This is a genomic window from Photorhabdus antumapuensis (assembly GCF_020387775.1).
GTDB classification, from domain to species: domain Bacteria; phylum Pseudomonadota; class Gammaproteobacteria; order Enterobacterales; family Enterobacteriaceae; genus Photorhabdus; species Photorhabdus antumapuensis.
Genome location: NZ_JAHZMK010000024.1, coordinates 1 through 15,632, shown reverse-complemented (window position 1 = coordinate 15,632; position 15,632 = coordinate 1). Strand labels below are relative to the sequence as shown.

14 protein-coding genes and 1 pseudogene are annotated in these 15,632 nt (G+C 42.3%); 6 read left to right on the top strand and 9 right to left on the bottom strand.

What is annotated here, in order from left to right; all coding sequences use genetic code 11:
- Nucleotides 1–233: 233 nt before the first annotated feature.
- A complete protein-coding gene (gene ribA / locus KZ793_RS09815) occupies nucleotides 234–842 on the top strand; it encodes a GTP cyclohydrolase II (protein WP_225815168.1) in 609 nt (202 codons plus the stop codon).
- 72 nt (nucleotides 843–914) lie between these two features.
- Here ribA and acnA read toward each other — a convergent pair whose 3' ends face one another.
- Entirely contained in the window at nucleotides 915–3,590 is a 2,676-nt protein-coding gene (gene acnA, locus KZ793_RS09810; RefSeq protein ID WP_225815167.1) for an aconitate hydratase AcnA, read from the bottom strand.
- 289 nt (nucleotides 3,591–3,879) lie between these two features.
- On the opposite strand from acnA, the gene KZ793_RS09805 reads away from it, so the two are divergent.
- Nucleotides 3,880–4,707, top strand: a complete 828-nt coding sequence (locus KZ793_RS09805) for a hypothetical protein (RefSeq protein ID WP_225815166.1) — start codon at nucleotides 3,880–3,882, stop codon at nucleotides 4,705–4,707.
- A 50-nt stretch (nucleotides 4,708–4,757) separates the two neighbouring features.
- Here the strand turns inward: KZ793_RS09805 and cysB are convergent, their stop codons facing one another.
- Nucleotides 4,758–5,732 (bottom strand): HTH-type transcriptional regulator CysB, encoded by a 975-nt coding sequence (cysB, locus tag KZ793_RS09800; RefSeq protein WP_225815165.1) that lies wholly within the window; start codon nucleotides 5,730–5,732, stop codon nucleotides 4,758–4,760.
- 304 nt (nucleotides 5,733–6,036) lie between these two features.
- Nucleotides 6,037–8,637 (bottom strand): type I DNA topoisomerase, encoded by a 2,601-nt coding sequence (gene topA, locus KZ793_RS09795; protein ID WP_225815164.1) that lies wholly within the window; start codon nucleotides 8,635–8,637, stop codon nucleotides 6,037–6,039.
- 188 nt (nucleotides 8,638–8,825) lie between these two features.
- On the opposite strand from topA, the gene KZ793_RS09790 reads away from it, so the two are divergent.
- Nucleotides 8,826–9,098, top strand: coding sequence for a hypothetical protein (locus tag KZ793_RS09790; RefSeq protein ID WP_225815163.1), 273 nt, complete (start codon nucleotides 8,826–8,828; stop codon nucleotides 9,096–9,098).
- A gap of 62 nt (nucleotides 9,099–9,160) precedes the next feature.
- Nucleotides 9,161–9,312: pseudogene (locus KZ793_RS09785) on the top strand (DUF2498 family protein); the annotation flags it as partial.
- A 95-nt stretch (nucleotides 9,313–9,407) separates the two neighbouring features.
- Here KZ793_RS09785 and KZ793_RS09780 read toward each other — a convergent pair.
- The 5 genes from KZ793_RS09780 to KZ793_RS09760 all read right to left on the bottom strand — a co-directional run bounded on the left by KZ793_RS09780 (nucleotide 9,408) and on the right by KZ793_RS09760 (nucleotide 12,652).
- A complete protein-coding gene (locus tag KZ793_RS09780; protein WP_225815438.1) occupies nucleotides 9,408–10,151 on the bottom strand; it encodes an alpha/beta fold hydrolase in 744 nt (247 codons plus the stop codon).
- Nucleotides 10,152–10,642: 491 nt separating this feature from the next.
- The gene (gene sohB, locus KZ793_RS09775) at nucleotides 10,643–11,689 is read right to left on the bottom strand and encodes a protease SohB (protein ID WP_225815162.1); all 1,047 of its coding nucleotides are present in this window, start codon (nucleotides 11,687–11,689) and stop codon (nucleotides 10,643–10,645) included.
- A gap of 116 nt (nucleotides 11,690–11,805) precedes the next feature.
- Nucleotides 11,806–11,949 (bottom strand): hypothetical protein, encoded by a 144-nt coding sequence (locus tag KZ793_RS09770; protein ID WP_225815161.1) that lies wholly within the window; start codon nucleotides 11,947–11,949, stop codon nucleotides 11,806–11,808.
- A gap of 98 nt (nucleotides 11,950–12,047) precedes the next feature.
- Nucleotides 12,048–12,338, bottom strand: coding sequence for a helix-turn-helix domain-containing protein (locus KZ793_RS09765; protein ID WP_225815160.1), 291 nt, complete (start codon nucleotides 12,336–12,338; stop codon nucleotides 12,048–12,050).
- 2 nt (nucleotides 12,339–12,340) lie between these two features.
- Entirely contained in the window at nucleotides 12,341–12,652 is a 312-nt protein-coding gene (locus KZ793_RS09760) for a type II toxin-antitoxin system RelE/ParE family toxin (RefSeq protein ID WP_225815159.1), read from the bottom strand.
- A 276-nt stretch (nucleotides 12,653–12,928) separates the two neighbouring features.
- Here KZ793_RS09760 and KZ793_RS09755 point away from each other — a divergent pair, with 276 nt between their 5' ends.
- The gene (locus KZ793_RS09755; protein ID WP_225815158.1) at nucleotides 12,929–13,693 is read left to right on the top strand and encodes a YciK family oxidoreductase; all 765 of its coding nucleotides are present in this window, start codon (nucleotides 12,929–12,931) and stop codon (nucleotides 13,691–13,693) included.
- Nucleotides 13,693–14,289, top strand: a complete 597-nt coding sequence (gene cobO / locus KZ793_RS09750; RefSeq protein WP_255619258.1) for a cob(I)yrinic acid a,c-diamide adenosyltransferase — start codon at nucleotides 13,693–13,695, stop codon at nucleotides 14,287–14,289. The genes KZ793_RS09755 and cobO overlap by 1 nt, the downstream gene beginning before the upstream one ends.
- Before the next feature lie 32 nt (nucleotides 14,290–14,321).
- Here cobO and rluB read toward each other — a convergent pair whose 3' ends face one another.
- Nucleotides 14,322–15,254, bottom strand: a complete 933-nt coding sequence (gene rluB, locus KZ793_RS09745; protein ID WP_225815157.1) for a 23S rRNA pseudouridine(2605) synthase RluB — start codon at nucleotides 15,252–15,254, stop codon at nucleotides 14,322–14,324.
- Between the last annotated feature and the right edge of the window lie 378 nt (nucleotides 15,255–15,632).

Here is a 15,632-nt window from a genome sequence, read left to right as displayed (position 1 = left end):
CGAAATCTATTAGGTATATACACATTTTAAAAACCTGTTCAGCGTTAACATGTTAGTGTTATCACTGCCATTTATACATGATTATTTCAAAGTTTTTGACAGATAATTTGCAGTAAATATGGCAAAATATAGCCGCATTATAATCAGAGAAAATCTTTTACACAGTGTCCACTGATTTCCCAGACCGGTATTGTTTTTCACATCTATGTCTTGTAACGAGTCTGAATCAACATATGAACAATAAAATGCAATTAAAACGCGTCGCTGAGGCCAAGTTACCCACTCCTTGGGGTGATTTTTTAATGGTCGGCTTTGAAGAAACCGCCACAGGTCGAGATCATGTCGCATTAATATACGGTACTATTTCTGGCAATGAACCTGTCCTTTCCAGGATCCATTCAGAATGTCTGACCGGTGACGCCCTGTTTAGTCTACGTTGTGATTGCGGTTTTCAACTTGAAGCCGCCCTTGCTCAGATTGCTAAAGAAGGGCGAGGTGTATTACTTTACCATCGGCAAGAAGGCCGTAATATTGGCTTAATCAATAAAATTCGTGCTTATGCGTTACAGGATAACGGTATCGATACTGTAGAAGCTAACCATCAGTTAGGTTTCGCCGCCGATGAGCGTGATTTCACCTTATGTGCAGATATGTATAAATTACTCGGTGTTCAAGCTATTCGTCTGCTGACAAATAATCCCAAAAAAATGGAAATTATGACCGAAGCAGGTATTAATATTGTAGAACGTGTTCCATTAATTACTGGCCGGAATCCTAAAAATGCTTATTATTTGGATACCAAAGCCAGAAAAATGGGTCATTTGTTATCTGAGCAAAATTAGTTGCTCAGTAAGCTAGCTGGAAAAGACGGCGCTCAAATAAATCAGTGCCGTCTTTAGTATATGCTGTAAAGACTATTTCAACATGTGGCGAATAACGTAATGCAAAATACCGCCGTGGCGGAAATAATCCAGTTCAGTTCTGGTATCAATACGACATTGAGCATGAATGATTTCCTTACGCCCATCCACATAAGTCACTTTCACCGGTACAATCTGTCCCGGCTTGAGGTTATTCATCCCTTCAATATCAATTGTCTCATCCCCTCGCAGATTTAACGTCTTACGATTTACGCCCTGAGGAAATTCCAATGGCAATACCCCCATACCAATCAGGTTCGAACGGTGAATACGCTCAAATGATTCCGTAATCACCACCCTGACTCCCAATAATAGAGTACCCTTCGCTGCCCAGTCGCGGCTCGAACCAGAACCATATTCTTTGCCCGCAATGATAGCCAATGGTGTTTTTTCTTCCTGATAACGCATTGCCGCATCATAAATCGCTAATTGTGTCTGTGACGGAATATGGCGGGTATATCCTCCTTCTACACCAGAAATCATCTCATTACGGATACGGATATTGGCAAACGTTCCGCGCATCATGACCTCATGATTGCCGCGCCTTGAGCCGTAAGAGTTAAAATCCTTAGGTTCAACACCATGTTCCTGGAGATAACGCCCTGCCGGACTGTCAGCTTTGATATTCCCTGCCGGAGAAATATGGTCTGTAGTTACAGAATCCCCAAGAATAGCCAATATATTCGCGCCATGAATATCCGTTATTGCTTCTGGCTCTACGGTCATCTCACTAAAGAATGGCGGATGGCGAATATAAGTAGAATCAGGCTGGAAGTGATAAGTTGCAGAGCTCGCAACGTCCAGCGATTGCCATGTTTCATCACCATCAAAGACTTCCGCATACTCTTTGTGAAACATATCAGCCTTAATTTGATCGACAGCTTCAGCAATTTCTTTGCTATCAGGCCATATATCCTTCAAATAGATATCATTGCCTTGTTGATCTTGACCAAGAGGATCTTTAGTCAAATCCTTTTTCATGCTGCCAGATAAAGCATACGCCACAATTAACGGCGGCGACGCTAGCCAGTTAGTTTTTATCAGAGGATGGATACGCCCTTCAAAGTTGCGGTTGCCAGAAAGGACCGCACCAACGGTAAGATCAGCTTGCTTAATCGCAGTTTCAATAGATTCAGGCAATGGCCCAGAGTTACCAATGCAAGTTGTGCAACCGTAACCAACCAGATTGAAGCCCAGTTTCTCCAGATACGGCATCAAACCCGCCAATTCAAGGTAATTTGTTACCACTTTCGAACCGGGCGCCAGTGAGGTTTTCACCCAAGGTTGGCGTTTAAGACCCTTCTCAACCGCTTTTTTCGCCAACAACCCTGCGGCCATCAACACACTGGGATTAGATGTGTTGGTACAAGAAGTAATTGCAGCAATGACGACCGCACCCTCTTCTAACTCATACTTCCGGTTATCCAGATTCACTGACGCTGAGGTGGCTTTCCCCTGGGATTTATTCAGTTCCAGATCAATGGCTGACTGAAACACCTGAGGTACTCGCGCTAAAGCCACTCTGTCTTGCGGGCGTTTCGGTCCAGCGAGGCTCGCTTCCACCGTCGACATGTCCAGCTCAAGATTACTGGTAAATACCGGTTCATCACCGAGATTTCGCCATAATCCTTGGATCTTACAATAGGCTTCTACCAGCCCAATCTGCTGTTCTGTACGCCCTGTCAATCGCATATAGCTCAGGGTAATATCATCCACCGGGAAGAAACCGCAAGTTGCACCATATTCCGGTGACATATTGGCAATGGTTGCCCTGTCCGCCAGCGGCAAATCAGCTAATCCATCTCCATAAAATTCAACAAATTTCCCGACCACGCCATGTTTACGCAGCATTTGAGTCACTGTCAGTACAAGGTCTGTTGCAGTAATCCCTTCGCATAACTTGCCGGTAAGTTTAAAACCCACCACATCAGGAATAAGCATGGAAACAGGTTGCCCTAACATAGCCGCTTCAGCTTCAATACCACCCACACCCCATCCCAGAACACCGAGACCATTGATCATGGTGGTATGAGAATCGGTACCAACCAAGGTATCGGGATAAGCCAGCTCCCGTCCGTTATGCATTTCATGCCAAACCGTTTTACCCAGATACTCCAGGTTTACCTGATGGCAAATTCCGGTTCCTGGCGGGACAACACGAAAACGGTTAAAGGCTTTTTGCCCCCAACGCAGAAAGAGATAACGCTCGTAGTTACGTTCCATTTCTAATTGAACATTTTGTTCAAAGGCTTTTTGCGTGCCGAATTTATCCACCATAACTGAATGGTCAATAACCAAATCAACGGGTGATAGTGGATTAACTTGTTCAACATCACCACCAAGGCGCTGAACCGCTTTTCTCATGGCCGCTAAATCAACAACGGCAGGCACCCCGGTGAAATCCTGCATTAATACACGTGCTGGCCGGTAAGCAATTTCTCTGTCTGCATGGCCGGTATTTTGCCAATCAACAATTGCTTTCAAATCATCATCAACAACAGAATTGCCATCAATATTGCGAAGAAGATTTTCCAGAAGAACTTTCATTGATTTGGGCAAACGGGAAATATCACCCAAATGTTTAGCAACCAGTGGTAAGCTGTAATAATCATATTGTTTACTTGCAGCGGAAAGTGTTGAAACACAAACTTTTTTCAAATCAAACGACATAACTCCTCCTTCTTCTTATACTGGCATAACTCAAAACCACTTTAGCGCCTACCCCAATAGCCTTATTGAGATAGGCAGTTAATGATAATGGCACAAATTAAACATAACATATAAGCAAATATTTGTTTCTTATTACCGCACAATGGGTCAATTCAGTGTATCTATCAGAATTTCAGTAACAAATTTTGATAATTTAGTTGGGTAAACAATCGAATGATAATCAGCTAGAATTACCCCGCTAACAATTCAATTGGATTCAAATTATCAATAAAAAAACAAGGACAAAATAATGGATATAAAAAACGCAATTACGAATAATCAGGAACATATCGCAAAAATCAATGAAGCTAATACGTTCTTTCACATCGACGACGCTTATTTTAATATAGAAAACACCAATAAATATAATGAAAAGGATGGTTTAGTTCAGTTCATTATAGCCAAACAATTATCTGATAAACCAGATGTTATAGAGAAAACTAATAATTTAAGTCAAACATTAATTGCACTTTCCTCCATCGCAACCAATTATGTCAATAAATACGCAGAAAAGTATGGCGAGCAATATAAAACAGATATGGACTTTTGGACTAAAGTCGTTAACAAATTACCTTTAATGGGTACGAGTAAAGTTGAATCAAAAAGCTACACAGATTCGTTAAACGGTTTAAGCATCTCAAAAAGTTTCCTTAATTTCATTATGAATGTGGTTGTATTCGAAAATACAGATATGCTGCCAGATTTCGCTAACTTTCTTACCAAACAAGGGGAAACGATTCGTTTAGGCATACGGAAAAATAAAGGCTTTTATTCTACTGTGACACTGACGATTGCTATCGATACTTTGATTGTAGGAGAGAAGACAGTATATATTCCGAAACTAAAACTCTATCGAGTTAATTTTGATAGCACTAATTCAAACTTTTTATCAAGCTGTGCTTCTAATGAAAATATCAATATTGATTTTGAGTATTCATCCTTAATATCGGTTTTAGACTATGAGGCGCTCGAACATCCAGAGATTAAAGCCAGTTTTGATAATTTCATCAACAAACAAAGAAAAACATCAATAGAAGATTCTGATGATTTCTTCAGTGGTGAGTTTGAATCCATCTGATAAACAAAATTAGGGAGCCAATAGCAATCATTAGCTCCCTAATTATTTTATTATACGATGGGTAATTTGATATCTTTGAACATGACTTCGATATCTTCATTTGAGCGTAAAGCAACTGCCTGATCAATAACATCACGCGTCAGGTGAGGCGCGAAACGCCACATAAAATCATACATGTAGCTGCGCAAGAAACTACTGCGACGAAAACCAATCTTAGTTGTGCTGTAGCTAAATTTATCACGCATATCAATGCAAACAAGGTCTTTATCCTGCACCGGATCAACCGCCATGTTGGCAATAACCCCCACACCTAATCCTAACCGGACATAAGTTTTAATGACATCAGCATCCGTCGCAGTAAAAACAATTTTAGGCTTTAAGCCCACTTTATCGAATGCGACATCTAACTCAGAACGACCGGTAAAACCGAATGTATAAGTGACCAGTTGATATTCAGCCAATTCTTCAATTGAAACACTCTCTTTACCTGCCAGCGGGTGATCCGACGTCACCACCAGCGTCCTGTTCCAATGGTAACAAGGCAACATTATCAAATCTTCATATAAATGCAGTGCCTCAGTTGCAATAGCAAAATCAGCACTACCTTTACTCACAGCTTCAGCAATTTGCGTTGGCGACCCCTGATGCATGTGTAAAGAGACCTGCGGATAACGTTCAATAAAGCCTTTAATCACAGGAGGTAATGCATAACGAGCCTGTGTATGGGTAGTAGCAATATATAGCGAACCACGATTTGGATAAGTATGTTCACTAGCAACTGACCGTATTGCATCAATCTTAGATAATACTTCACGAGAAATTCGGACAACCTCTTCACCTGCGGGAGTAACATGCGTCAGGTGCTTACCACTACGGGAAAAAATCTGAATGCCTAATTCATCTTCAAGCATTCTAACCTGCTTACTGATCCCTGGTTGAGATGTATACAGTCCTTCTGCCGTAGATGAAACATTAAGGTTGTGGTTTACCACCTCCACGATGTAACGAAGCTGTTGCAATTTCATATAAACACCATCCCAAAATAAACGCTGTGAACAATTATGACTTAGAAACCTAGACTGATATTGCTGTTTGCTATTTATTATAACGAATAGAAATAATATTGTTGCCGCATATAACCACTATAACACGATTATATATTTATATAACGAATAATTAAAAATTCATAATGAATGTTTAGCGGGATTCTAATTCATATATTTTAAGATAATGCCGATAGGCGAAAAAAGCCAACCTATAAGGTTGGCTTAATAGAAGAAAATAATCCCTTTCCTGAGAAAAAGAGAGTGTTGATTCTATCAGAAATTGTTACTTTTTATCTTTCTCAACCCATTTTCCATCAACATAAAACGCACTCCACCCCGTTGCCTTGCCATTTTTCTCTGAAGAAGCATATTGCTGTTTAGTCTTACGGCTAAAACGGATAACTGTTTTATTGCCTTCAGCATCAGCCACAGGCGCATCCGCCAGATAGCGTAATTTCTCCGGCAAACGCTCTTTAAAACGCGCTAATTCTTCTACCAACGGCGCTCTGGTTTCTCTGGATTTAGGGAAAGTATTTGCTGCTAAAAATACACCGGCTGCACCATCACGCAATACAAAATAGGCATCAGATTTTTCACAAGGAAGCTCTGGTAGCGGAACCGGATCTTCTTTTGGCGGCGCGACATCCCCACTACGCAAGATTTTGCGGGTATTTTTACAAGTTTCATCAGTACAGCCCATGTATTTACCAAAACGCCCCATTTTCAGGTGCATTTCAGCGCCACATTTATCACATTCGATAACAGGACCGTCATATCCCTTAATGCGAAATTCGCCCTCTTCCACTTCATAACCATCACAAGCAGGGTTATTACCACAAACATGTAATTTACGTTGGCTATCAATAAGGTAACTGTCCATCGCTGTACCACATTTTTTACAGCGACGACGGGCACGCAATGCGTTGGTTTCCGCCTCATCCCCTTCCAAGACATTAAGAATTTCATTTTCAGGGATAAGATTTATTGTCTGCTTACAACGCTCTTTGGGTGATAACGCATAACCAGAGCAACCTAGGAAAACGCCGGTGGTTGCCGTTCGAATGCCCATGGAGCGCTGACATGTCGGACACTCAATAGAGGTAATGACCATCGGATTGGGCCGCATACCACCATCTTCTGGCTCTTTATTGGCGACGTCTAGTTGCTCACTAAAATCCGTGAAAAACTCATCCAAAACCCCTTTCCATTCGACTTTGTTACTTGCAACCTGATCAAGCTGATCTTCCATTCGCGCAGTAAAATCATAACTCATCAGCTCGTTGAAATTTTCTTCCAGACGATCAGTAACAATTTCCCCCATTTTCTCTGAGTAGAAACGGCGACTCTCCACGCGAACATAACCACGCTCTTGAATCGTAGAGATAATGGAAGCATAAGTGGATGGCCGACCTATACTGCGTTTCTCCAGCTCTTTAACCAAGGATGCCTCACTATAACGCGCCGGTGGTTTAGTAAAGTGTTGGCTTGGGATCAGTTGTTGCAAATCAAGTTCTGTACCAATTTCAACAACCGGCAGCATGCGGTCTTCGTCACCTTTGCGCAATACAGGCATCACTTTTGTCCAGCCATCAAAACGCAATATACGACCTTTGGCCCGCAATTCGAAATCACCCGCCTGTACCGTCAATGTTGTGGAATCGTATTTCGCCGGTGTCATCTGACAAGCCACAAACTGACGCCAGATTAGCTGATACAGCTTCTGTGCATCCGCATCCATATCTTTCAGTTGTTCTGCCACGATATCAACACTGGAAGGACGAATCGCTTCATGCGCTTCCTGTGAATTCTCTTTACTGCTGTAGGTATTGGCTGCTTTTGGCAGGTATTTATCGCCAAAATTATCACTGATATAACTACGAACCATATCCAACGCATCCTGACTCAAATTAGTTGAATCAGTACGCATATAAGTAATATATCCGGCCTCATACAAACGCTGAGCCATCATCATGGTCTTTTTAACACCAAACCCTAAACGCGTGCTAGCTGCCTGTTGCAATGTAGATGTGATAAATGGCGCACTCGGTTTACTGGATGTTGGACGATCTTCACGATCAATCACTTTGTAACGGGCTTTTTCCAGTAAAGAGACGGCGGCTTGAGTTTGTTCACTAGTAACCGGCTTAAACGGTTTACCCAACCGATGGGTCACTTCCATATGCAGTGAAATTTCACCTTTCACCAGCAAATCAGCATGTAATTGCCAATATTCTACTGGTACAAACGCTTTAATTTCACGCTCTCTTTCTACCACAAGACGTACCGCCACCGATTGAACACGACCGGCGGAAAGCCCTCTGGCGACCTTTTTCCACAGTAGCGGAGAAACCATATAACCCACGACTCGATCCATAAAACGACGAGCTTGTTGAGCATTTATCCGGTGAGTATTTAATTCACCCGGATTATCAAATGCCTGTTTGATGGCATTTTTAGTGATTTCATTAAAAACAACCCGGCTAAAACGATCACCATCACCCCCAATCACTTCCCGCAAGTGCCATGCAATGGCTTCTCCCTCGCGGTCAAGATCCGTTGCGAGATAAACATGATCAACTTTTTCAGCCAGTGATTTCAGCTCTGCCACGACCTTCTCTTTGCCCGGCAAAATCTGATAATTCGCTTCCCAACCATGGTATGGATCAACCCCCATACGGTTGACTAATACAGCTTTCTCATCTTTTTTAACCTTCTTCTTAGACTTATCGGTAGATGAGCTCGAACTCTTTTGGCTGGCTGAGCCACTGGTCGGCAAATCACGGATATGACCAACGCTGGATTTCACCACGTAGTCACTCCCCAAATATTTGTTGATTGTTTTGGCCTTTGCCGGGGACTCCACTATTACAAGAGCTTTACCCATAGTTATCTTTACCTAATTATCTTTTCAGATGGTGGAATTCGCCACGCCATATCACGGTATTTAAAACCTCTTTTTATATTGCGATAGATTCTCAATATATCAACTTATTTTTATTCAGTTGATTTTCCCAAACTCGAAACATATTGAATTATCTAAGGTATTTTAGATACCGCCCATGATCTATGCAAATGAATGAAGTGATTACCGTAAACAAAATCTTCCATTCGCATGATGAAAAGTTCACACTTTACCTGATAAAAAATGATGCGCAACAAATTATTTTTGATAAGGACAGAGGAAGACAAAACGGAACAACACCGATTAAAGGTAAACAAACACTAAAAAAAGCCAGCCATATTATCCGCCAACAAGAAGATTTTATTCATGGAATGTATATATACCTAATAGATTTCGAGTTGCATCGCGACGGCAAGGGAGCGAATCCCCGGGAGCATAGATAACTATGTGACCGGGGTGAGTGAGTGCAGCCAACAAAGAGGCAGCTTGAAAGATAACGGGTATAGATAGCGTAGAACAAAAAGGAGATGTATTAGTCTTAGTAGTGAATTTTTTCTAAGGGGAAATGGTTTACCCACAGTAAAAAGTACGGCTATTTTCAATATGTTCAAACACCTGACGCATATCCTGCCGAAACAATATTATCTCGAAAATTAATAACAAAAATTTATTGAACAATGAATAGGCAGATATATGAAAAAGATATCTGCCGGGTATATAAAGCACCTCTGACGATAAACTACAGGTATTAATTACACTTCCAAGGTGAGATCAGAAAAAAAACCCGCCATCAAAGGATTAAACAGCTCTGGTGCTTCCCAGAATGGCCCATGCCCTAAGTTGAGCAAGTTATACACCTGACCAGTCCAGAGATTTTTATAGGTTATCCCGTTAATGTAATCAATATTAACAAATAAATCTTCTACACCATTAACGATAGCTAGCGGTGTTGGGTTTGTTTCAACCAACAACCGTTGATCCATAACATCCGGTGAAACCGACGATTCAGACATATACTGCCGGGCCAAACCATCGGTCCGCGCCACCGCGGCTCTCAAAAATGGTTCACAAAGTGCGTTTTCTCCATACAACGCCAGGGTATAATCCGTAATCTCCTCTTCTGTCAGCGAAGCCTTACCCGATATTGCCATAAACCGGCTTGGTTTAAATCCAAGACTGACATTTTCTGCGCCTGGGCTAACCGGCGGCGTGCCACAAATCATTATCCCAACAATCCCTGGGAATCGCGAGATCAACTCCAAACCAATATGTCCCCCCAGCGACCATCCGAAAACAGCAACTTTATTGATGCCTAATTTTTCCAGTACTTCAATAATGCAAAGGGCATAGCCAGATATCGAATAGGTCCGGCGTGGCTCCACTGCATTCGACGAAGCACCATGTCCTGGTAAATCAATAGCTAGAATCCGGTATTCGTCACCAAAACAGTTAATTTGATGGCGAAAAACGTCTTTACAACTTGAATTACCGTGTATAAGGAGGACCGGTAACCCATCACCTCCCGTATCAGCAACAGAGATGACAGCATGACTGGTATGAATATCGTATTATGAAATAGCCATAATACTTTATTTCCTTATGAATATTATTGTAAGTTGCCATTTTTCGGGGATTTTCATAGTGCGTTTAAAGACGCCAATAACGCTGTGCAAAAGTGACTTGTATTTGTTTAAAAATCAGCCAGACAGAACACATAAACGCAAAGCCAGAGTATCAACTATTGGTGTAGAAAAGCCTGCGGCCCATCACAAGCAGTAAGGGAGATGTAAAGCAAATTATGTAACACCTGTAATATTTTAACAGGGCCAAAATATCTGGTTTTTCAGGGGAATAGCATCATGATAATAAACGTGAGAATAAGCGTCGCTCTGTTTAATTAGCACATTACAATTAAGCAATATATCAAGGCGTCCCTGAACGTCTTGGGGTACGCCAAGATAATTAATTCAAAATAGCGGGATTTCAATCAAAGCAGAGGCTTCTCCCCTCTTTGCCACCAACGTAATAACAGTTTATCAATACTTTCCATTGCACTGCCGGTGAAACGCTCTACCATGCGTTTACGGCGTGTATAACTGACACCAATAACTTCACAATTATCTATTTGAGCAATCAACAGATCATCGCTGACACCAATTTCGTCAATCAATCCCTTCTCTTTCGCCTGTGAGCCGTACCAGTATTCGCCTGTCGCCACACTTTCCACATCAAGTGATGGGCGATGCGTATGAATAAACGTTTTAAACAGTTCGTGAGTCTGATTCAGATCTTCCTGAAATTTTTTCCGACCCTGCTCTGTATTTTCTCCCAACACAGTCAATGTACGTTTATATTCACCAGCCGTATGGAGTTCCACATCGATATCATTTTTCTTCAATAGCTTATAAATGTTCGGAATCTGAGCGACCACGCCAATAGAACCAATAATGGCAAAAGGTGCAGCAACCACACGATCAGCGACACAGGCCATCATATAGCCCCCACTGGCAGCAACTTTATCTACGACGATAGTCAAACGAATGCCTTTCTGGCGCAAACGGACAAGCTGAGAAGCCGCCAGTCCATAACCATGCACCATACCTCCAGGACTTTCCAGACGTAACAACACTTCATCTTTTGCATCTGCCACAGCCAGAATTGCGCTAATCTCTTCACGTAATGAATCGACTTCATGTGCATCCATACTGCCTTTAAAATCCAGCACATAAAGACAAGGTTTCTGTAACCCTTTATGACCTGCCTTAGCGTCACTCTTCTTCTGCTTGGATTCGAGCTTTTGTTGCTTATCAAACTCTTTCTGCCAAACTTTTCTTTCCGCTTCTGTCATGCGCGCCCGCTGCATTTGACGCTGCTTATCCCGGTATGACTCACCGAGATCGGTTAGTTTCAATTCTCCTTTTAGTGAGGATTTCCGCATTCCCATGCCAATACCCAATATCGCCAGAGCAATAACAGCTAACACCAAAGTAACTACTTTGGCTAAAAACAACCCGTAAAGAGATAAATACTCCACAAAATTCACCTTTTCTTCTTAACCTGAATAACTAGAATAAATACATTTAAATTTTCTTGTTTAAAAACAATTTATTATAATTGATTGGCATTCAATTAAAACAAATATGCACGCAATTATGTACAAATAAAAACACCCAGTATATCGGTCTCACCCGTTAATCCTACACCATTAGATGGGGAAATGGGGATCAGTTCAGACGCTTGTCGTAACAGAGTTACTTGCTGTTGTTTAGCTTCATCAATCTGATGAGATTTCAAAAGGTCCTTATTAGCTACCGCACCTGAGCGGAAATAAGAAGATTTTAAGTAAAAAAAGCCTCGAGGAAACGAGACTTGTAAATTTTTATGCGTCCTAATTACATAGATAACGCCTTTAAAACATGAACTGGATCTTTCTCTATCGCCTTTAACAAGGCTTTCGCTGGTCCAGTTGGTTCACGCCTTCCTTGCTCCCAATTACGCAAAGTTCCAACATTAACAGATATTAATTTGGCAAACCCCGTCTGGCTTAAACCGGTTGCCTGACGAATATTCTTTACTTTCACGGCTTCAACGTGAGTTTCACGAGAGGCAACGCGTTCGCCGTTAATAATTTCGTTCATCTGTGTCATACTTTCAGTTAGTCTGGAAAATAATTTACTATCCATTGTTACCACCTCTCATTTAATGCTCTCAAGACTTTCTTCTCTGATTCGCTAAGGTCATCCTTAATGCCTTTTTTATAAATCAACAACAGCCTAATATGTGAGACATCTACTTTATAGTAATAAATCATGCGTACACCGCCTCGTTTACCTTTACCTCTAGATATCCATCTGACTTTACGTAAGCCACCAGTATGTGGGATAACATCACCTACAACGGGATTGTCTGCAAGATATTGCTGAAACTCACGATATTCATCGTCACTTAACAACTCTTTACAATCTTCAGTGAAGATATGGGTCTCAATAAATATCACGTCTCAGTGCGCCATTGGTGTACATTTGAAGCAATAATATATGCCTTTACGGTATAAGTCAATGGCGCACACACAACATGATACATCATGTGTGCCTTTTAAATTTGTCATCCTTGGATTTTGGTAAGTACTCCGTAAAACCCCGTTCTTCAGAGGATATCAACTCCTGAGCAATCAACCTTGGCAAATTTGACTCAATATATAACTTTCTGTTTTGATAGCCCGAACGGCCTCCGACGGTAATAAATCGCGCCGTCAACAACAGGAAATCTTCAAATGTTACATTACCAACCAAAACATGACCTCCTACAACAACGTATTATTTTGGTGACAGGCGCTGGCGAGGGTATTGGTCGTGAAGCGGCTTTGACTTACGCCCGTTACGGCGCACAAGTTATCTTACTTGGCAGGACAACACACAAACTGGAAGCTGTCAAAAATGAGATTGAACAAGCAGATGGCGTTCCTGCAACTATTCACACCATGGATCTGCTGACCGTCACAGCCGAAAAGTGCCAAGCATTCGCTGACGATTTAGCACAGCATTATCCACACCTAGATGGTGTATTGCACAATGCCGGATTACTGGGGACTGTCGCACCAATGGCAGAGCAGCCAGTGCAATTATGGCATGATGTTATGCAAGTCAACGTTAATGCGACCTTTATGTTAACTCAAGCGTTGCTGCCACTATTATTAAAGTCGCCTGACAGCTCATTAATCTTTACCAGTTCGAGCGTTGGTCGCGAAGGTCGTTGTGGTTGGGGAGCCTATTCTGCCTCTAAATTTGCCACCGAAGGCATGATGCAAGTTTTAGCAGCAGAATATAAACACACTTCTCTACGCGTTAATTGTATTAATCCCGGTGGTACACGCACAAATATGCGCGCCCGCGCATTCCCTAACGAAAATTCTGCTAAACTGAAAACACCAGCAGATATTATGCCACTGTATCTTTACCTTATGGGCAGCGATAGTCTGCATAAAACAGGTATCAGTTTTGATGCCCAACCCGGACGCAAAGCAGGACCAGCCGAATAATGACAATCAATGACAACCAGCATCAAAAAAGGCAACAACGCCTAAAAGAAAAAGTGGATTCCCGTATTGAAGCCGCCCAGTTAGAACGGGGTATTCTCATCGTTTTTACCGGCAATGGTAAAGGCAAAACCACCGCTGCATTTGGTACAGTGACCCGTGCGATAGGTCATGGATTTCGTGCCGGTGTGATCCAATTTATCAAAGGTAAATGGGAGAATGGCGAGAAAAATCTGTTGGAACAGCACGGGGTAAATTTCCATGTTATGGCGACAGGTTTTACCTGGGAAACTCAAAGCCGGGAAACCGATACCGTAGCCTGCCATCAGGTATGGCACCATGCGTTAGAGATGTTATCCGATCCCGATTTAGATCTGGTTGTCTTGGATGAACTGACGTATATGGTAAGTTATGGCTATCTTCCTCTGGAAGAAGTTATTACTGCGCTCAAACACCGGCCAGAGCACCAATCCGTTATTATCACCGGTCGCGGTTGTCATCGTGAATTATTGGAAATAGCAGATACCGTGACAGAGATGCGCCCGGTAAAGCATGCCTTTGACGCCGGTATTAAGGCACAAAAAGGGATCGATTGGTAAAAGGCCCCGTGATGACACGAGGCCCAAAAAATTTAACGGCCTTTTGGTGCGGTTGTTCGCCCCGCATTCTGGCGTGAACTGCCTGGACGTTTTCCTGCCGATGGACGCGATGCTACTTGAGCATGGCGTTTAACTGCCCGGCGAATCTGGTTAGCTTTAAGGCGACGTTTATCAGGTCCCACTGCTACTTTGGAAACCGTCTCTTCATTCAAACCGACTAATTGACGCAAATAGTTAATTTGCTCCAGACCCAGTTCTGTCCATCCCCCGCGTGGTAAACCTTTTGGCAAGCCAATATCCCCATAACACACACGAATAAGGCGGCTCACCTGTACACCAACCGCTTCCCAAAGACGACGAACCTCTCGATTACGTCCTTCTGTCAGCGTGACGTTATACCATTGATTCATCCCCTCACCGCCTTTAAACGCGATAGTGCGGAATGAGGCTGGACCATCTTCCAGTTGAATCCCCTTAGCCAGTTGTTTCAATTTAGCATCATCAACTTCACCAAAGACACGGACAGCATATTCGCGTTCAACTTCACAGCTTGGATGCATCAAACGATTAGCCAGCTCACCATCAGTAGTAAATAGCAGCAAACCACAGGTATTCACATCCAGACGCCCAACCGCTATCCAGCGGGAACCTAGCAATTTAGGCAGACGATCAAAAACCGTTGGCCGCCCTTCTGGATCATGACGAGTACAAAGCTCACCTTCCGGTTTGTAATAAGCCAGAACACGACAAACCGCTTTTTGTGATTCTTTGATATTTAATATCCGACCATCAAGACGGATTTTCGTGGCGAGTTGAACTTCAATGCGATCACCTAAAGTCGCAATTTTACCGTCAACACTGACGCGCCCCTGTTGAATATAACCTTCTATTTCGCGGCGGGAACCGTGGCCGGAACGCGCGAGAATTTTCTGTAACTTTTCAGATTTCTGTGTCTTACCGCTCATTGAGCAACCTCTGTTGTCGCCTTCACAGGCGTCGTGTTATATATCAATCAATACGTTATGATAGAACTCAATCATAACAAACTGATTTTAATACATTTTATAGCATAGAATGCTATAAAATAGATCATACATTCTAGTCCGTGGCCGGCATTCTACACTAATTTCAGACACAATGATTCTAATCCAGCAATTACCCTCACGCAAAAACTGAAAGAATCATGGTTGGCGTAAGGAAATAATATCTCCAGCCTTATCGTGATTTTCCGGCATTTAATATAATAGATTCCCCATTATCAGGATTAAAAAACCGATCGCTGATCACATTTCATACTATCCATTCTGACAGTCAGTTAATTACACATTAGAATGGTTTAATGA